The sequence below is a fragment of the Paenibacillus polysaccharolyticus genome, from assembly GCF_023714295.1.
Taxonomy (GTDB): Bacteria; Bacillota; Bacilli; order Paenibacillales; family Paenibacillaceae; genus Paenibacillus; species Paenibacillus polysaccharolyticus_A.
Window position 1 is genome coordinate 316,921 of record NZ_JAMAUN010000001.1, and the last position, 17,586, is coordinate 334,506.

A 17,586-nucleotide genomic window follows, 5' to 3' on the forward strand; every position below is an offset into this window, starting at 1 on the left:
AGGGAAAACGATGAAAGAGTTGAACGATCTGCAACTCAAAGTTCTGGATCTGTTGAAGGAAGACGCGAGAAGGACTCCCGCACTGCTGTCAACGCTGCTGGGGGAGTCGGAAGATAAAATCAAAACTGTTGTAGCACAGCTTGAAGAAGAACACGTCATCGTGAAATATGCAACGGTCGTGAACTGGAGCAAAATTGATGATGAGAAAGTGACGGCCCTGATTGAAGTTCAGATTACTCCCGAGCGTGGGCGTGGATTTGAAGGGATTGCTGAGCGGATCTACCTATACCCGCAAGTGAAGTCGGTTTACCTCATGTCGGGAGCATATGATCTACTTGTCGAAGTAGAGGGCGGCAATCTGCGTGAAGTGGCTAATTTTGTATCGGAGAAGCTGTCTCCGATTGATTCAGTACTGTCAACCAAGACGAACTTTATTCTTAAAAAATATAAGCAGGACGGGATTATTTTTGAAGACCATCAGGAAGACAACCGTCTCATGATCTCGCCGTAAAGGAAGATGTGTCATGATAGTGAATGAACAGACAACCGGGAATAACAAAACAATGTCCTCATATTTGGCTCCGCTTGTGAAGCAGATCCCGCCATCCGGCATCCGCAAGTTTTTTGATCTGGTGGGCGACAATAAAGATATCATCACGCTTGGTGTAGGCGAGCCGGATTTCGTAACACCGTGGCATATGCGTGAAGCTTGTGTGTACTCTCTTGAAAGAGGCATGACTAGCTATACATCGAATGCAGGTATGCCGAAGCTGCGTGAAGCACTTAGCGATTATTTGGATACACAGTTTGACACGAAGTATGATCCGAAAGATGAGATCATTGTCACTGTTGGGGGAAGTGAAGCGATTGACCTTGCTTTGCGTGCATTGATCGTGCCCGGTGACGAGATTCTAATCCCGGAGCCTTCTTACGTAGCATACTCTCCTATTGCATCTATCGGTGGAGGTATCCCTATCGGTGTAGAGACATATGCAAAAGATCAGTTCAAGGTAACGGCTGAAGCGCTGGAAGCTAGCATTACTCCGAAATCCAAGGTCGTTATTTTATGTTACCCGAGCAATCCTACAGGGGCAATTATGACTTATGAAGACTGGCTACCGATCGCAGAAGTCGTCAAAAAACACGATCTGATCGTCATTGCTGACGAAATTTATGCTGAATTGACGTATAATCAAAAACATGTCAGCTTCGCTTCAATTCCTGATATGAAAGATCGCACGATTTTGGTGAGTGGTTTTTCCAAAGCGTTTGCGATGACAGGCTGGCGGATCGGATATATGTGCGGACATCCTGAACTTATTGCAGCCATGCTCAAAATCCATCAGTACACGGTAATGTGTGCGCCGGCAATGGGTCAGGTAGCAGCTCTCGAAGCATTGACAAATGGACTGGGTGAAAAAGACCGAATGGTCGAATCCTATAACCAGCGCAGACGTCTGATCGTACAGGGGTTCCGTGACATCGGACTGGATTGTCATGAACCTCAGGGAGCGTTTTATGCTTTTCCAAGTATTCAGAAGACAGGCCTCAGCTCCGATCTGTTTGCTGAACGATTGTTAACGGAGAACAAGGTGGCTGCGGTGCCAGGTAACGTGTTTGGGCCGCAAGGAGAAGGATTTTTACGTTGCTCTTATGCGACCTCAGTATCCCAGTTAACCGAAGCTTTGGAACGTATCGGAAATTTTGTTTACAAAGTTCAAAAAGAGGGTTAATACAAAGAAGAGCTACAGTATAAATAAGGCATTTGGTACTTTTCCAAAAAAATACTTTCTTTTACAAAATATTATGATATAATTTCAATTTGAAATAGGATTTCATATATTTGGAAAATTATTTTCTGAGGAGGGGTTAGCTTTGTTTTGTGTTGAATATGATTTACCGACAAATCGTGGACACGTTCTGGCAGAAAGCGATCATGGCGACCGATGGTCGGTGAACCCTGATGACGCATCCTTGCATAACATTTCCTTGGAAGATGAGATCCGCATGCTTCGCAGCAAGATGGAACAGATTTTTCTGGAAGAGAAATCATTTACATCCGACATTGTGATTGAAATCAGCAGTTTGCTGGACTTGAAAATTAACGAATACATGAAGGCTAATCCGGTCAAACCGAAGTAAATATCGGGTTGATGGATATATGCTAGGAACATGTAGAATGATATCATTTGTAACACGGCAGAGAGGAGGTCCGAAAGGGTCTCCTTTTTGTTATGTACTTTAATGTAATGTCGAATACGGGTTATTTTTTTGCGTGGAACAATTGTGATATATTGGAGTTAGGAGACTAAAGGGGGAACTGGAATGAGGAGATTTTGGGGACTGGGCGCAATAATTTCATTAATCTTTATATTAGCCGGATGTGGCGGTAAAGATGGTTTTACGGTGTTTATTATTGATAACCAGGGTAATCCATCGGGTATTTCGGAACAGTTACAAACAAATCTGCAGCAAAAGCTTGGTGAAGAACCAAAAGTAGAAATCATTACAAGTGCGATGTATGATGTTCAAAAAATATTGGTTGAATATGCCGCTGGCAGCCATGATATCTTTATTTTGCCTGAAAATGATATGAAACAGTATGGTCAGAACGGCTCGAATGTCCCGCTAGATGATACATTTGATCCCAAAAAATATGAACGTGGTGTATTTGAGGGATCTGTATTGGTAGAAAAAGGGAAGGGCGACGATGGATCTGATATGAAAAAAGAGACCCACTTGTACGGTATTCCGCTGGAGAATATGCAGATGTTCAAGGATGTAAACTATGCCCCAAGCAATCTGTTCGCTACCATTCCATTGTCAGCGGCTAACATTGAAGAGTCGAAAAAAGTGCTCAAGGCGCTGACAGAATAACATCTATCTAGAACAGGTATGGGAGGAGGGAACGGATTGCTGATTACGGTCACAGGCGGTATGGGCAGCGGAAAAACGCGCTTTGCGCTGAAATATGCGGCTCAAATGAGCCGGGAAGGTGTATATTTGTCCACTGGTGATCATGATTCCGTAATTCCCGAATTGCCATCCGCTCATTATCGTGCCATTCAGGTGGGGAACGGCCCGAAGCTTGCTGAAGTGGTGAACCAGATTAATCGGGAATCCAATCTTTTTCTGGCGGATCAACGCATGTTGATTGTGGATAGCCTGACGTCCTGGATGGCAGCGAGTTTCAGGGAAGCAACCGATCTGGATCTGCAACGTGTGGAAACACAACGGTTACTAGATGCACTACTATCCTATCAGGGGAAAATACTTATCATTACAAATGAGATGCAAGGTAGCTTACATCCGTCAGAAGAGGAACGTATTTTTGCAGCGAGAATGGCTTCGGTGAACCGGATTCTGCAGTCTAATGCAAAACAGATGTTTATGCTGGTGTCTGGACTTGCGATTGATCTGAAAGCTCTGCATTTGCGTTATGAAGATGAAGGATAGACGAGCTTTCGGTAATCGGGTAAGATATTTCAGCGTTTGATAAATGATTGATGCACAATTGGAGGGATTATGATGGGGATATATACACGAACCGGTGATGAAGGCCAGACTTCAGTCATTGGAGGCCGAGTTATCAAAGATGATGATCGGGTAGAGGCTTATGGCACGATCGATGAATTAAATTGCATTGTGGGTCAAGCAATCAGTTTGATTGACTCTGCTAACGGAGAATTTGAGGATTTGCGCGAACATTTGCTTGAAGTGCAACAGGAACTCTTTGACTGTGGATCAGATTTGGCTTTTGTGCGAATAAGTGAGACAAAGTACAAAGTAAGGGATGAGATGGTAACACGTTTGGAGCAGTGGATCGATCAATATGATGCTGAAAATCCTAAAGTGGAACGTTTTATTATCCCTGGCGGAAGTCAACTCTCATCTGCTCTACATGTGTGCCGCACAGTGTGCCGCCGGGCAGAGCGCCGTACCGTTACGCTGGGACAGCATACGGATATTAATCCGTCAGTGCGCCGGTATCTGAACCGTCTTTCGGATTACTTCTTTGTTGTTGCACGGACAGCCAATGCAAGACAACAAGTTGCGGATATTGAATATGTGCGGAGCAAAAAAGTATTCCGCCGCAAAGAATGAGCCAATATTATGCACCGATTGCCTACACGGTGACCGAAGTAGAGGACGGCTGGCTGCTAAAGACCGTGCTTCAAAAGAGGCTGCAGGTTTCACGTAAGCTTTTATCCAAAATCAAACTCACCGAGCAAGGGGTTATGTTGAATGGCGAACGGGTATACATCAGTGTCAAAGTAAGTGCAGGTGATCTGGTGGAGATTCGGATGGAGCAGGAGGAATCTGACGATATTTTGCCAGAGGATATTCCATTCACTGTGTTGTATGAAGACGAACACCTGCTGATCGTGAATAAAGATGCCGGAATTATCGTGCATCCAACCCATGGACACTACACAGGTACTTTGGCTAACGGTGTGGTGCATTATTGGCAACAAAAAGGAGAGAGATTCCGCTTCCGTCCTATCCATCGATTGGACCAAGAAACATCCGGTGTGCTGGCAATCGCCAAAAACCCGTATGTACACCAGCATGTATCAGAGCAGATGATCGCCGGCACTGTGGATAAAAAATATATCGCACTGGTGCATGGCAGCCCTGTTCCCGAACAGGGGGCAGTTGACGGGCCAATTGATCGCGATCCCGAGGAACCGCATCGCCGTATCGTTACACCAGACGGATATGTGGCCAGAACGCTCTACACAACGTTGTCTCGCTGGGATGATGGAAGTGCCAGTGCTGTAAGTTTGAAGCTGGAGAGTGGACGAACCCATCAGATCCGGGTACATATGACGTCTATCGGTTGCCCGTTGATCGGTGATCAGATGTATAAGACGTTGCCAGTGCATAACGTGGATGAGCAGACAATGGCTGTTCGTGAGGAACGGGATACGTGGATTGAACGCCAAGCGCTGCATGCGTGTGAACTGATATTCGAACATCCGATCCTCCGGGAACGTATGACATTCCAGGCTCCACTGCCGCCAGATATGGCCGCATTGGAGAAACGTTTGGATACCGAGGCGGCCCCGAGAGAAACGGTGCAATAAGCCAAGCTAAACACCCAAGTGGATGAGTAACTATAGATCCAGGGGAGCGAATGAGTGAGCGTAAGCTAGATGCCCCACGGTTTGGCGGCAAAGCAGCAGCCAAACCACACGCCGAAGGTTAAAGGGGTTTTGGTGTCTTAAGGTTTTGAAGTTTTAGAGTTTGGTGAGCGAAGCGCCAAACCATACGCCGAAGGCTAAAGGGGTTTTGGAGCCTTAAGGTTTTGAAGCCATAGAGTTTGGTGAGCAAAGCGCCAAACCACATGCCGAAGGCTAGAGAGGTTTTAGAGCTTTTAAGATTCTTCAGGCTTTAAGTTAGTTAAGCTTGAGTTCGTAAAATCTCTAGCTCTAGAAATGTTGGAATACATGTTGAAAAATCAAGGTGCAATGAGGGACGATATGCCCCCATTCACCAACAGAAAAATTGCAGGGCGAGGGTATCGGGATGGAGCGACTTTTGGATTTGCGGAGCAAACCAAGGGAAGCGAGAGACCGAAACCGGAGCCTCTCGAAAGGGACGATCCCATGACAAAACTGAAAGTATACCAATATGCAAAATGTGGTACGTGCCGTAAGGCTGTGAAATGGTTGGAAGCGAAAGGGCATGAACTGGAGCTAATCCCTATTTTTGATACACCACCATCGAAAGATGAATTGACAGAGCTTATTCAACAAAGCGGACTTGAAGTGAAAAAGTTTTTCAACACCAGTGGAGAGGTCTACAAAGAGCAACAACTCAAAGACAAACTGCCAGGGATGTCCAAGGAAGAGCAGATTGCGTTACTGGCTTCCAATGGTCGCCTGATCAAACGTCCAGTCGTAACCGATGGAGAAAAAGTCACCGTGGGTTTCAAAGAAGATACGTATGAGCAGGAATGGAACAACGTCTAAAAATTCGCCAGAGCTAAGTCTTGAATTGTTCACAATTCAGGGCTTTTTTTGGTGTACCGGGGGAGTGGCATAATTATGCTCTAAGGAGGGTTGGCGTAACTATGTTATAATGATAGAATGAGTTTCGATATTTAATATGCTATTGAAGTTGGAATCAATTGTTGTTCCAGCTTTCATAGATCAAGGAGAGAACAAATTCAAGTGAATCAACGTAATGAACCTACTTTGTTACTGGTAGACGGTATGGCAGTGTTGTTCCGGGCATTCTATGCAACTTCTGCAAGCGGATATATCAGACGTACAAAGGCAGGGCTTCCGACCAACGCAGTCTATGGGTTTATCCGTTATTTTTGGGATGCGGTTCAGACGTTTGGACCAAGCCATGTCATCTGCTGTTGGGATATGGGAGGCAAGACGTTTCGCGGTCAGGAGTATGCAGCGTACAAAGGAAATCGTGCTGAAGCACCAGATGACCTTATTCCCCAGTTTGCTCTGATTCGTGAAGTGATGGATAGTTTGAACATTCCGAATATTGGTGCAGAAGGGTATGAGGCTGACGATTGTATCGGGACACTTGCCAAGTATTACACGGAAGAAACAGATATGAACGTGATGGTACTTACGGGAGACCATGATATGTTACAGCTCATTAATGACCGCACAAGTATCATTATTATGAAAAAAGGTCACGGCAACTACATGGTATACAATCCTGAAACGTTGATGGCCGAGAAACAATTGACACCACGTCAGGTTATTGACATGAAGGGCTTGATGGGAGATGCCAGCGACAATTATCCCGGGGTACGTGGGATTGGCGAGAAAACGGCTTTGAAGCTCGTGCAAGAGTATGGAACGATTGAAGGGATTTTAAGCAATCTGGATCAACTCACCCCTTCGGTACGTAAAAAAATCGAGAGTGATCTCGATATGTTGCATCTGTCTCGCAGACTGGCAGAGATTCACTGTGCAGTTCCGGTGGCTTGTTCGCTGGAAGGCTGTGAATTGCGTCTGGACCCGGATACGGTAATGGACAAGTTTGAACAACTTGAGATGAAGAGCCTTGGCTCTTGGATGGGAGTGGCGATCGGGTGAGCAACATGATGATGAAAAAAACGAGTAAAAAGTGGTGGACTGGGGCGATGGCCCTTGTCCTCGCACTTCCGGTAGTGCTGTCGGGGGCGGTAAGTGCGCCGCAGACAGCGGAAGCCAAAGCATCGATTAGCACGAAGGTACAGAAAGTGAAAGCAGCAGGACGTAGTTTTAGCGTACAGACCGTATCCATTCCAAAAGGGACACCAGTAACCGTAGGACTTGCGAAGAAACAGGTCGGTCAAACCGCGACATTACCCTCGATTGTAAAAGCATATGGCGCACAAGCAGCAATTAACGGGGCTTTTTTTGAAGCATATCACGGAGCACCAGATCCTTACGGGATGTTAATAACAAATGGGAAAGTTATACATATAGGAAGATACGGCACATCTATCGGTTTTAAAGCGGATGGGTCAGCGATCATGGATTCACTTCAAGTGAGCTTAACGGGCACGGTCACAGATACGAGTGGAAAATCGCGTAGCTGGTATGCAACATTTATTAACCGAACACCATCAGCAGATGCAAGCATCTCGATGTTGTACACGCCAGAACGTGGAGCCAATGTAGGTTTCAAGGGCGGGACAGCAGTGATTATGGAAAAGGGTGTTGTGACCAAGAAAGTACCGAATACAAACGTAGCGATTCCTAAAAACGGTTCTGTTCTGGTCTTCACAGGTCGTGAGAAGTCCACAGCTGACCGGTTTACGGTAGGTTCCACCGTAGAGATGAATTACAGATATACGAACGCAGCCGGTCAGGAAATTCCTTGGCAGGATGTCGTCACGGCTGTAGGGGCTGGTCCGCGTCTGGTGAAGGACGGCAAGATATCGGTCAATCCAGCAAGTGAGGGGTTCAGAGATCCGAAGATTTTGAATTCGTCTGGAGCGAGAAGCGGAATTGCCATCATGCCCGACGGTTCGGTGATGCTTGCTACCGTTTCTGGTGCTACAATGAAAGAATGGGCAGCTGTGATGCAAAAGCTGGGAGCCAAACAGGCGATGAATTTGGATGGCGGTGCATCCTCAGGGATGTATGCAGGTGGCAAGATGCTGACTTCCCCAGGGCGGCTGTTAAGTAATACATTAGTATTTGGTGGTTCTGTTCAATAAAAAGTAATCATGGAGGTATGATGTGGCATGACACCTATACCCGATCCGATAACAGAAGAGGAAAGCACGGCAATTTTGGCGATTAATATAGGGCAACCTCAGCCATTGCCTGGCCAGAAGAAAGAAGTGTTGAGCGGTATTGTGAAACATGCCGTCTCCACCTCGGTGTTTCTGTCATTCACTGGAATGACAGGGGATGCCCAAGCAGATTTAGTGCACCACGGTGGTCCAGATAAGGCTGTCTGTGTATACGATCATAGTCGCTATGCGGCGATTGAACGCCTGATGGATCGTAAGCTGGAGTGGGGGGCATTCGGAGAGAATCTGACCGTCACAGGCTGCGCGGAAGAAGAGGTTCGCATTGGTGATGTATTTGAACTCGGTGATGCGCAGGTGCAAGTCAGTCAGCCAAGACAACCATGCTTCAAGCTGGGTGTAAGATATGATTACAAGGAGCTGCCTGTATATTTTCAGGAAAGCGGGCATACCGGTTTTTATTTTCGAGTATTGCAAGAGGGAGAGGTTGGCCCTACATCACGTTTCAGAAGAGTTCGCACAGACACTTCATTCATGACAATTCTTGAAGCTAACCGAATCATGCATCAGGGGAAACAGAATGTAGAAGGTATGCAGGCTCTATTAGCTATCCCTGCACTTTCAGATAGCTGGAAACAGACATTGCTTAAACGGTTGAACAAACTTGAATGTAACTGAGCCCTGCTGAAGAGTTCGAATCACGATATGGATAAGGCAGTGTTCCTATTTCAAACCAACGTAGGAGTGAGATCAACATGACAGTTTTAGGTGCGATTGAAGCAGGCGGAACCAAATTTGTATGTGGCCTTGGCACAGAACATGGGGAGGTCTTGGAACGAGTTAGCTTCCCTACGACCACACCGGAAGAAACGATGGCTCATGTCATCTCTTTTTTTGAAGGTAAAGGCATCGAAGCGATGGGCGTAGGTTCGTTCGGTCCAATTGATCCCATTGAAGGTAGTGCGACTTATGGTTACATCACGACAACACCGAAGCCACATTGGGGACAGTACAACATGATTGGCAAGCTCAAAGAACACTTTAACGTGCCTATGACGTTTGACACTGATGTGAACGGAGCTGCTTTGGGTGAAGCGACTTGGGGAGCTGCGCAGGGGCTGGATAGCTGTCTGTATATTACGGTAGGCACAGGCATCGGTGCAGGGGCTGTCGTTGGCGGGAAAATGGTACACGGACTGTCTCATCCCGAGATGGGGCATATTATCGTACGGAGACATCCCGAAGATTCATACGCAGGAACCTGCCCATATCATGGAGACTGTCTGGAAGGTCTTGCAGCGGGGCCGGCCCTGAACAAGCGCTGGGAACAACCTGCCTATGAGTTGCCGGCAGATCACAAAGCTTGGGAGATTGAAGCGCATTATCTTGCACATGCTTTGATGAATTATGTGCTGATTCTTTCGCCTCAGAAAATTGTGATGGGCGGAGGCGTGATGAAACAGGAGCACCTATTCCCGATGCTTCGCAGCAAACTACAGGAATTGCTCGCAGGTTATGTACAGCATCCATCGCTTCACGTTGGAATGGATGAGTATGTAGTACCACCGGGTTTAGGAGACAATGCAGGGTTGTGTGGTTCCCTGGCGCTGGCAAAATTAGCTTTATCGAAATAAACGTATTTAGGGATTGACGAAATTTACCAGTGTGGTATGATATGTTCAACAGTATAGTACGGTTAATGAGGAAGCACCTCTCTTGCAGCGATTTTGCAGGAGAGGTGCTTTTTTTGTGCTGTCTGTATAGAGAGACAGAGTGTCTTCATTAATCGAACAGGCTGTATCGTCCAAAGGAGGGAATAAGCAATGGAAGTCATTTTTATGAACAAGTTATCCAGAGTGTTTGATCAGCATGAGCAGATTGCTCAGTTATGGATTGGCGAGGAGGAGAATACTTGGCACTTGGGATGGAGTCGTTATGAAGCAGGGGATCGGGAAGATAGGATCTGGTATGAAGGCCATTCGTGGGAAGAGCTGATGCACATATATCGTCATCAACTTGCCATGCAAATGAGCGAGGGCTATCGTCCATTGATACATGGATTGTACAACGAAAATGAGGATCTGAAGCTACGCAGTTATGCTGGCCAGCGTCTGCATTGTTTTAGTGAACTATATGGAAATGAGCAATTGTATGAAGACTTGTGCACATGGCGCAGGCAAAAAGCGGCTTCGGATCGAAAGGCTCCTTATTTTGTAGCAACGAATCGTTTGTTGCGGCTGATCAGTGCTTTTGTGCCTCATACGATGGATGAACTAATGCAACTGCCGGGTGTTGGCGAGAGCAAAGCGACGGAATACGGGCTGGAATGGCTTGAAATGATGAGTGGAATCGAGCAATCGAGACCTTTCCCGTTAGACTGGGTATACATCGTATTGCAAGAAGAAGAGTACGAAAGCTGGTTATATAAGCAAAAAGAGCAGAAGTACAAGCAGGAACTGGATAAATTCATTACGCGTAAACAGGTACTGGAAGGCATGAAAGAGGGACAAACCTTAGAAGCGATCGTGAATCGATCCGGATTATCCCGGCGGGAATTAATCGAACTGCTGGAAACACTGGATCTGGAAGGCTATGACACGGATTCTTTGCTGGATGTGGAACTGGCCGTTATGCCTGAGAACGAACAAGAGGCGGTATGGAATGCATATGAGGAGTTAGGAGATACATTTCTGAAGCCTGTGTTACATAAGGTTTACGGAGGAGAGCGCCCTGAAGGAGGAAGCTTGGAGCAAGTGTATGAACGGTTACGGATGATTCGCATCCGTTTTCGGAGACATACTGAAACCGAGCGTAATGTTGGTTAGCTAAGAAATGCTGTGAAAGCGGTGGTATTCAAAAAGACGAAGCCGTTCCTGTGAAGGATGACTTCGTCTTATTTTTTGGATGTTATGATGTAGCGGATCCCGCGGTCGTTTCAAATCCAGTCTTTTTTACGGAAAATAAAGAACATCGTCAAGCCTAGTGTAATCATCAGGCCGATAACAGCATAATACCCGTATTTCCAGTGTAATTCGGGCATGTTGTCGAAGTTCATTCCATAAATACCGGTGATAACGGTCAGAGGCATGAACACGGTGGTGATGGCGGTAAACACACGCATGATCTCATTCGCGCGGTTAGCGATACTGGACTGATAAGCTTCTCGCAAGTTGCCCATCAGATCGCGGTACGTTTCGAATGTCTCCGATATTTTTACGGCATTCTCATAAATGTCACTAAAGTATTTTTGCAGCTGATCATCAATGAGACGCAGATCTTTTTTGTTAAGTGTATTGATGACCTCCTTTTGAGGTCCCAGTACTTTCTTCAGCCACAGAATTTCGCTTCGCAGACCGATTATCTCATTCAGATGTGACTTTTTGGTATGCATCAGAATGTCTTCCTCAAGCTTCTCAATTCGCGCTTCAATTCGATCACCAACGGTGAAGTAATTATCTACAATCAAGTCAACGAGCAGGTAGAGAAGACGATCGGGACTGCTGATTTCCTGTTCCCAGAGAATCGGCTTCAATGTACGTAATTCGCTGATCTTTTGTTTGGTAACGGTGATGATAAAATGTCTGCCCAGAAAGAGATTGACTGCACGCAGGAAGATCTCTTCATCATCAAAACGAATGCTATTAATCACGATAAAATAATGGTTCTCATAAATTTCAATCTTCGGACGCTGCTCTTCATCACTCAAGCAATCCTCAACAGCCAGATCATGCATGGAGAACAGCGGCTGAAGTACAGCCAAATCGTCCACGTCCGCATCAATCCAGTAAAATCCTTCTGCTGGTGGAGTCAGCGCTTGCTGAATGTCATCCACCGGGATAAATACACCGTTGTTAACCAACCGGATTTTCATGTTATCTACTCCTTCTGCACCCGCCGTTTTGGCGGATTTCATCATTAATATGGGCGCAAAAGAACAGATCAGCCGGTCGGCAGCGGAGCCTGTTATCAGGACTGTACTGCGTCATCAATCTATAATCAAACGGAAAAAACGTCCCGCTGCCGACATGCTGATGTCAATTCTCTATGCAGTTGTTCGGAATTCGACTGCCAGTTGGGCCTCGGGTCGCCATCCATTTAATATGTCACCTCTCACATAAGGGCTTATAAACACTTGTTTAGTATACCGCTGGTCCAAGGTGCTTTCAAGCGCAAAAATGTGTCTATTTCGAGCTATGAGGCAGTGTATGAGAACGGATGATGAAGGGTTCCGAGTTCAGTCCTAAAACCAATCAACTGGTTCTTGACGTGAGAGCGGTAATGTTTTAAAGTAAAAGTTAATAAATTTGAATTATAATTGAATACAGCGAAATCTTATCAAGAGTAGGTGGAGGGACCAGCCCGATGAAACCCGGCAACCGGCGATAATATGCACGGTGCTAATTCTTGCAGCGACCAAGCATCCTTGCGATGCTGTTGTAACTGAGAGATGAGAGAGGCGCATATCTGTTTACATATGACCTTTCTCGGAATCCGAGAGAGGTCTTTGTCATATGCAGAGCTTCTCAGAGCGTGATTTTCGTACCAGATGCGACCCATGAAAAAGGAGGAGTCAACTCACTATGCCAATTAAAATTCCAGACACATTACCAGCCAAAGAAGTGCTTGAGAGCGAGAATATTTTCGTCATGGACGAATCATCCGCATACAAGCAGGATATTCGTCCACTCCGAATCGCCATACTGAATCTGATGCCTACGAAGGAAACGACGGAAACGCAATTGCTTCGTCTGGTAGGTAATACACCGATTCAAGTGGATGTTGTGCTGGTACACCCCAAATCTCACACTTCCAAGAACACATCTCAAGAATACCTGGATCTGTTTTATAAAACATTTGATGAGATCCAGCATCGCCGTTTTGACGGGATGATCATTACCGGTGCACCGGTAGAGCAAATGGATTTTGAGGACGTGAATTATTGGGAAGAGATTCAGGAAATCTTTGAATGGACCAAAACGAATGTAACTTCGACGATGCATATATGTTGGGCTTCTCAAGCAGGTCTATACCACCATTTTGATGTACCCAAAGTTCCGCTGGATGAAAAGTGTTTTGGTGTATTCCCGCATACGATCAACAAACCTCATGTTCCGATACTGCGTGGATTTGATGAAGTGTTCAACGTTCCACACTCCCGTCACACGGAGGTAAGACGCGAGGATATTGAGAAAAATGATAAACTCGAAATTTTGGCAGAGTCCGAAGAAGCAGGAGTATTCCTTGTTGCCACCAAGGACGGGAAGCAAATTTTTGCCACAGGACATGCCGAGTATGATCCGTGTTCATTGAAATGGGAATATGACCGTGATGTTGCCAAGGGATTGGACATCGCGCTGCCGAAGTACTACTATCCAAAGGACGATCCTTCTCGGATACCTCCGGCTACATGGCGTGCACACGCTAACTTATTATTCTCTAACTGGCTCAATTACTATGTGTATCAGGAAACCCCTTACGATATTGGCCCACAAATCTAATCAAGATTACAGGAGGATGCAGTAATGGAAGATAACAAGTTAAAAATTGAAAGCCGTTTAGCTCAAATTGGGTCCATCAATGAACCCGTAACAGGTGCTGTTAACTTTCCGATCTATCAATCCACTGCGTTTCGTCACCCGAAGCTGGGACAAAGCACGGGGTTTGATTACATCCGTACAACAAACCCAACGCGCAAAGTGTTAGAGGAAGCAGCAGCGGCTCTGGAGTCCGGTGATGCGGGTTTTGCCTGTAGCTCCGGTATGGCCGCGTTGCAAACAATCTTCGCGATGTTCAGCCAAGGGGATCATCTGATTGTTTCTCTTGACCTATATGGCGGTACATATCGCTTGTTGGAACGCATATTGTCCCGGTTCGGTGTAACTGCAAGTTATGTAGATACGAACGATCTGGAAGCATTGGAGAACATCCGTCAGCCGAATACGAAGGCTGTTTTCATCGAGACACCAACTAATCCGCTCATGATGATTACGGACATTCAAGCTGTTGCTTCTTGGGCGAAAAAACACAATCTATTGACCATTGTAGATAATACGCTACTGACTCCATTCTTCCAGCGCCCGATTGAACTTGGTGCCGATATTATCATCCATAGTGCGACTAAATATCTGGGCGGACATAATGATGTGCTCGCTGGATTGATCATCACCAAAGGTGAAGCCTTGTCTGCTGAGATGGCGTTCCTTCATAACTCCATTGGAGCTGTGTTATCACCGAGTGATTCATATCAATTGATGAAAGGGATGAAAACACTGGCTCTTCGCATGGAGCGTCATGAATATAACGCACTTACCATTGCGAAGTTCCTCTTGGAACATCCGGCTGTAGCTGAAGTATTCCACCCTGGTTTATCCGATCATCCTGGATATGAAGTTCAGCGTAAGCAGTCTTCCGGCAATACAGGCATTTTTTCGTTTAAAGTGAAGGATGCACGCTATGTTGAGCCATTGCTGCGTCATATCCAATTAATTGCATTTGCAGAAAGTCTCGGTGGTGTAGAATCACTCATGACGTATCCTGCGGTGCAAACCCATGCGGATATTCCGCTTGAAATTCGTGACGCTGTAGGTGTGGACGATCGTCTGCTTCGCTTCTCGGTAGGCATCGAACATGCAGAAGATTTGATCGCGGATCTGAATGAAGCATTGCTGGCAGCACAGAAGGAAGTTGAAGGAGGCGTAACCTCATGAGTGAATCGAGTAACCATAAGCCCAGTACGTCGGAGCTGAAGTTTGATACCAAGCTGCTTCACTTTGGAGATGAAATTGATAAAACAACAGGTGCCTCCAGTGTACCGATTTATCAGGCATCCACGTTCCATCACTTTGATATCTTTAATCCGCCGCAACATGATTATAGCCGTTCAGGTAATCCGACTCGCCAGGCTCTGGAAGATTACATCGCGTTGCTTGAGGGCGGGGTACGCGGATTTGCATACTCGTCCGGGATGTCTGCAATCTCCAGTGTGTTCATGATGTTCTCCGCAGGCGATCATATCATCGTAACGGAAGATGTATACGGCGGCACGTATCGTCTACTCACAACGATACTAAGTCGGATGCAGATCGAGACCACTTTTGTTGACATGACGGACATTGAACAAGTCCAAGCAGCAATTAAGCCTAACACCAAGGCCGTATACATGGAGACACCTTCCAATCCGACCTTGAAAATTACGGATATTGCCGCAGTGACGTCTTGGTCCAAGGAACATGATCTAATTACCATCCTGGATAACACGTTTATGACACCGTACTATCAGCGTCCCATTGAGCTTGGCGTAGATATCGTCGTACATAGTGCTACGAAGTTTCTAGGCGGTCACAGTGATGTACTGGCAGGTTTGGCTGTTGCGCGTACAGACGAATTGGGCAGACAACTGAAACAGTTGCAAAACGGTCTCGGTACCGTTCTCGGAGCCCAGGAATCCTGGCTTCTGATGCGCGGGATGAAGACCCTGGGTGCGCGGATGGCTCACAGTGAACAGAGTACTGCCAAACTGGCCGCATGGCTCAGTGGGCGTCAAGATATAACAGCTGTGTATTACCCTGGACTTGAGGATCATCCAGGCCGTGAAGCGCATGAGCGTCAGTCGACGGGTTACGGAGCGGTAGTATCGTTTGACGTCGGTTCGGGTGATCGTGCAAAAGCTGTTCTGAATCAGGTGAAACTACCCATTGTCGCTGTAAGTCTTGGAGCAGTGGAGAGCATTCTTTCGTACCCAACGATGATGTCTCATGCGGCTATGCCAGCTGAGGTTCGGCATGAGCGCGGAATTACCGATGGGTTGCTGCGTTTCTCCGTAGGGCTTGAGGATATTGATGATCTGATTGCTGATCTTGAGCAAGCGTTGCAAGCCACACAATAAATTGAACGACTAAATAGGTGCACTGTAAAATCGGATGCAGCTAGCATTCAAACGGTTTTCATATGTCAAAATTTTAATTTATTTTATAAGCACCTTTTCATAAGGTGCTTTTTTTCACATGTAACCTGTGTTACGATATGTAGAGTACAAAATGCGATATTACAGCCACGACTTGCTTTTTGCTAACAAGCCGGGAGTGATCGTCGTATTATTTTCTCTTTACGAGGGAGGCTTTTTTACGATGAGTACGGTAGACCGTATCTTAGATAAAGCCCTTCGGGGCGAACGTTTAGACTTGGAAGACACGATTCAGTTATTTGAATCAGACGAAGTGGATAAAATCGGGGCAGCTGCCAATGTAATCATGAAACGTATGCACCCTGAACCATACAGAACATTTGTTATTGGGCGTAACGTCAATTACACGAATGTGTGCGACGTATACTGCCGTTTTTGTGCTTTTTACCGCAGACCTGGTTCAGAAGAAGGTTATGTGCTTCCAGATGAAGTGATTTTCCAGAAAATCAAGGAAACTGAAGATGTCAACGGAACCGAAATTCTGATGCAAGGTGGAACGAATCCAAATCTGCCTTTCAGCTATTATACGGACTTGTTGAAAGCGATCAAGGAACGTTTCCCGAATATTACGATGCACTCTTTCTCACCAGCCGAGATTATGAAAATGGTTGAAGTATCCGATGGTCTTACGCTGGAAGAGGTAGTGCGTGCCATTCACGAGGCGGGACTTGACTCCTTGCCAGGTGGCGGAGCCGAGATTCTTGATGACCGTACACGCCGCAAAATCAGCCGTCTGAAAGGTTCATGGCGCGACTGGATGGATGTGATGCAGACTGCTCACCGAATCGGTATGAATACTACAGCTACGATGGTTATTGGTCTGGGTGAATCCATGGAAGAGCGTGCGCTGCATCTGATGCGTGTACGTGAAGCGCAGGATGAGTGTATTGCCAATAAGTATGATTCTGAAGGCTTCCTCGCTTTTATTCCGTGGACATTCCAGCCAGATAATACGAACCTTAAGCTGGAGCGTCAAACTCCACAGGAGTACCTGAAAACGGTAGCGATTAGCCGTCTGGTGTTAGATAACATTAAAAACATCCAATCTTCCTGGGTCACAATGGGACCTGAAATCGGTAAGAAATCACTCGAATTCGGCTGTAATGACTTCGGCAGCACGATGATTGAAGAGAATGTTGTATCCTCCGCAGGAGCAACATACAAAGTGAACATTGAATCCATTCTGCGTCTGATTCGGGAGTCTGGTTATATTCCGGCACAGCGCAACACCCGTTACGATATTCTGCGTATGTTTGATGAAGAAAGCATTGTGCCTAAAGATTTCGTAATGCAGAACTAATCCCTACATTTATAGAAAAGCAATATGGTTTTTAATTTATGTCACATCATGTGAAGTAAATAGCAACTCGTTCCGCTTAAAAGGGCCAAAGCAGGTTAAATCTGC

18 protein-coding genes and 1 riboswitch are annotated in these 17,586 nt (G+C 46.1%); of the genes, 17 read left to right on the plus strand and 1 reads right to left on the minus strand.

Annotated elements, in window-relative coordinates; all coding sequences use genetic code 11:
* Nucleotides 1–10 precede the first annotated feature (10 nt).
* The 13 genes from M3629_RS01600 (at nt 11) to M3629_RS01660 (ending at nt 11,043) form a co-directional block, all read left to right on the plus strand.
* The gene (locus M3629_RS01600; protein ID WP_251502638.1) at nt 11–511 is read left to right on the plus strand and encodes an Lrp/AsnC family transcriptional regulator; all 501 of its coding nucleotides are present in this window, start codon (nt 11–13) and stop codon (nt 509–511) included.
* A 13-nt stretch (nt 512–524) separates the two neighbouring features.
* Nucleotides 525–1,733 (plus strand): aminotransferase class I/II-fold pyridoxal phosphate-dependent enzyme, encoded by a 1,209-nt coding sequence (locus tag M3629_RS01605; protein ID WP_285888002.1) that lies wholly within the window; start codon nt 525–527, stop codon nt 1,731–1,733.
* A gap of 220 nt (nt 1,734–1,953) precedes the next feature.
* Complete coding sequence (locus M3629_RS01610; RefSeq protein WP_308722269.1) at nt 1,954–2,142, plus strand: aspartyl-phosphate phosphatase Spo0E family protein; 189 nt, start codon at nt 1,954–1,956, stop codon at nt 2,140–2,142.
* Between the two features lie 183 nt (nt 2,143–2,325).
* Nucleotides 2,326–2,877 (plus strand): hypothetical protein, encoded by a 552-nt coding sequence (locus M3629_RS01615; protein ID WP_251502639.1) that lies wholly within the window; start codon nt 2,326–2,328, stop codon nt 2,875–2,877.
* A 36-nt stretch (nt 2,878–2,913) separates the two neighbouring features.
* Nucleotides 2,914–3,456 carry a bifunctional adenosylcobinamide kinase/adenosylcobinamide-phosphate guanylyltransferase gene (locus tag M3629_RS01620; protein WP_186812213.1) on the plus strand — a complete coding sequence of 181 codons (543 nt, stop codon included), beginning with the start codon at nt 2,914–2,916 and terminating at the stop codon, nt 3,454–3,456.
* A 72-nt stretch (nt 3,457–3,528) separates the two neighbouring features.
* Nucleotides 3,529–4,104, plus strand: coding sequence for a cob(I)yrinic acid a,c-diamide adenosyltransferase (locus M3629_RS01625; protein WP_251504405.1), 576 nt, complete (start codon nt 3,529–3,531; stop codon nt 4,102–4,104).
* Complete coding sequence (locus M3629_RS01630) at nt 4,101–5,087, plus strand: RluA family pseudouridine synthase (RefSeq protein WP_251502640.1); 987 nt, start codon at nt 4,101–4,103, stop codon at nt 5,085–5,087. Before M3629_RS01625 ends, M3629_RS01630 begins: the two co-directional genes overlap by 4 nt.
* Nucleotides 5,088–5,609: 522 nt before the next feature.
* Nucleotides 5,610–5,975 carry an arsenate reductase family protein gene (locus M3629_RS01635; RefSeq protein ID WP_251504407.1) on the plus strand — a complete coding sequence of 122 codons (366 nt, stop codon included), beginning with the start codon at nt 5,610–5,612 and terminating at the stop codon, nt 5,973–5,975.
* A gap of 201 nt (nt 5,976–6,176) precedes the next feature.
* Nucleotides 6,177–7,070, plus strand: coding sequence for a 5'-3' exonuclease (locus M3629_RS01640; protein WP_251502641.1), 894 nt, complete (start codon nt 6,177–6,179; stop codon nt 7,068–7,070).
* A 5-nt stretch (nt 7,071–7,075) separates the two neighbouring features.
* Nucleotides 7,076–8,182, plus strand: coding sequence for a phosphodiester glycosidase family protein (locus M3629_RS01645; protein ID WP_251504410.1), 1,107 nt, complete (start codon nt 7,076–7,078; stop codon nt 8,180–8,182).
* Between the two features lie 27 nt (nt 8,183–8,209).
* Nucleotides 8,210–8,896, plus strand: a complete 687-nt coding sequence (locus M3629_RS01650) for an MOSC domain-containing protein (RefSeq protein ID WP_251502642.1) — start codon at nt 8,210–8,212, stop codon at nt 8,894–8,896.
* Nucleotides 8,897–8,973: 77 nt separating this feature from the next.
* Complete coding sequence (locus M3629_RS01655; RefSeq protein WP_251502643.1) at nt 8,974–9,852, plus strand: ROK family protein; 879 nt, start codon at nt 8,974–8,976, stop codon at nt 9,850–9,852.
* Nucleotides 9,853–10,041: 189 nt separating this feature from the next.
* Nucleotides 10,042–11,043, plus strand: a complete 1,002-nt coding sequence (locus M3629_RS01660; protein ID WP_251502644.1) for an HRDC domain-containing protein — start codon at nt 10,042–10,044, stop codon at nt 11,041–11,043.
* A gap of 110 nt (nt 11,044–11,153) precedes the next feature.
* Here the strand turns inward: M3629_RS01660 and corA are convergent, their stop codons facing one another.
* Nucleotides 11,154–12,089, minus strand: a complete 936-nt coding sequence (corA, locus tag M3629_RS01665) for a magnesium/cobalt transporter CorA (RefSeq protein ID WP_090919837.1) — start codon at nt 12,087–12,089, stop codon at nt 11,154–11,156.
* Nucleotides 12,090–12,547: 458 nt separating this feature from the next.
* A riboswitch (SAM riboswitch) is annotated at nt 12,548–12,672 on the plus strand.
* A gap of 126 nt (nt 12,673–12,798) precedes the next feature.
* Here corA and metA point away from each other — a divergent pair.
* The 4 genes from metA to mqnC all read left to right on the plus strand — a co-directional run bounded on the left by metA (nt 12,799) and on the right by mqnC (nt 17,481).
* Nucleotides 12,799–13,716 carry a homoserine O-acetyltransferase MetA gene (gene metA, locus M3629_RS01670; protein WP_251502645.1) on the plus strand — a complete coding sequence of 306 codons (918 nt, stop codon included), beginning with the start codon at nt 12,799–12,801 and terminating at the stop codon, nt 13,714–13,716.
* Nucleotides 13,717–13,740: 24 nt separating this feature from the next.
* On the plus strand, nt 13,741–14,925 hold the full coding sequence (locus tag M3629_RS01675) for an aminotransferase class I/II-fold pyridoxal phosphate-dependent enzyme (RefSeq protein ID WP_251502646.1): 1,185 nt from the start codon (nt 13,741–13,743) through the stop codon (nt 14,923–14,925).
* A complete protein-coding gene (locus M3629_RS01680; RefSeq protein ID WP_251502647.1) occupies nt 14,922–16,103 on the plus strand; it encodes a trans-sulfuration enzyme family protein in 1,182 nt (393 codons plus the stop codon). The genes M3629_RS01675 and M3629_RS01680 overlap by 4 nt, the downstream gene beginning before the upstream one ends.
* Before the next feature lie 241 nt (nt 16,104–16,344).
* Nucleotides 16,345–17,481 carry a cyclic dehypoxanthinyl futalosine synthase gene (gene mqnC, locus M3629_RS01685; protein WP_090919848.1) on the plus strand — a complete coding sequence of 379 codons (1,137 nt, stop codon included), beginning with the start codon at nt 16,345–16,347 and terminating at the stop codon, nt 17,479–17,481.
* Nucleotides 17,482–17,586 lie beyond the last annotated feature (105 nt).

Coding starts and splice junctions, on each gene's coding strand:
- M3629_RS01650 (WP_251502642.1), top strand. CDS start 8,210: ATGACACCTATACCCGATCCGATAACAGAAGAGGAAAGCACGGCAATT.
- M3629_RS01600 (WP_251502638.1), top strand. CDS start 11: ATGAAAGAGTTGAACGATCTGCAACTCAAAGTTCTGGATCTGTTGAAG.
- mqnC (WP_090919848.1), top strand. CDS start 16,345: ATGAGTACGGTAGACCGTATCTTAGATAAAGCCCTTCGGGGCGAACGT.
- M3629_RS01675 (WP_251502646.1), top strand. CDS start 13,741: ATGGAAGATAACAAGTTAAAAATTGAAAGCCGTTTAGCTCAAATTGGG.
- M3629_RS01680 (WP_251502647.1), top strand. CDS start 14,922: ATGAGTGAATCGAGTAACCATAAGCCCAGTACGTCGGAGCTGAAGTTT.
- M3629_RS01625 (WP_251504405.1), top strand. CDS start 3,529: ATGGGGATATATACACGAACCGGTGATGAAGGCCAGACTTCAGTCATT.
- M3629_RS01605 (WP_285888002.1), top strand. CDS start 525: ATGATAGTGAATGAACAGACAACCGGGAATAACAAAACAATGTCCTCA.
- M3629_RS01615 (WP_251502639.1), top strand. CDS start 2,326: ATGAGGAGATTTTGGGGACTGGGCGCAATAATTTCATTAATCTTTATA.
- metA (WP_251502645.1), top strand. CDS start 12,799: ATGCCAATTAAAATTCCAGACACATTACCAGCCAAAGAAGTGCTTGAG.
- M3629_RS01655 (WP_251502643.1), top strand. CDS start 8,974: ATGACAGTTTTAGGTGCGATTGAAGCAGGCGGAACCAAATTTGTATGT.
- M3629_RS01660 (WP_251502644.1), top strand. CDS start 10,042: ATGGAAGTCATTTTTATGAACAAGTTATCCAGAGTGTTTGATCAGCAT.
- M3629_RS01630 (WP_251502640.1), top strand. CDS start 4,101: ATGAGCCAATATTATGCACCGATTGCCTACACGGTGACCGAAGTAGAG.
- corA (WP_090919837.1), bottom strand. CDS start 12,089: ATGAAAATCCGGTTGGTTAACAACGGTGTATTTATCCCGGTGGATGAC.
- M3629_RS01645 (WP_251504410.1), top strand. CDS start 7,076: ATGATGATGAAAAAAACGAGTAAAAAGTGGTGGACTGGGGCGATGGCC.
- M3629_RS01635 (WP_251504407.1), top strand. CDS start 5,610: ATGACAAAACTGAAAGTATACCAATATGCAAAATGTGGTACGTGCCGT.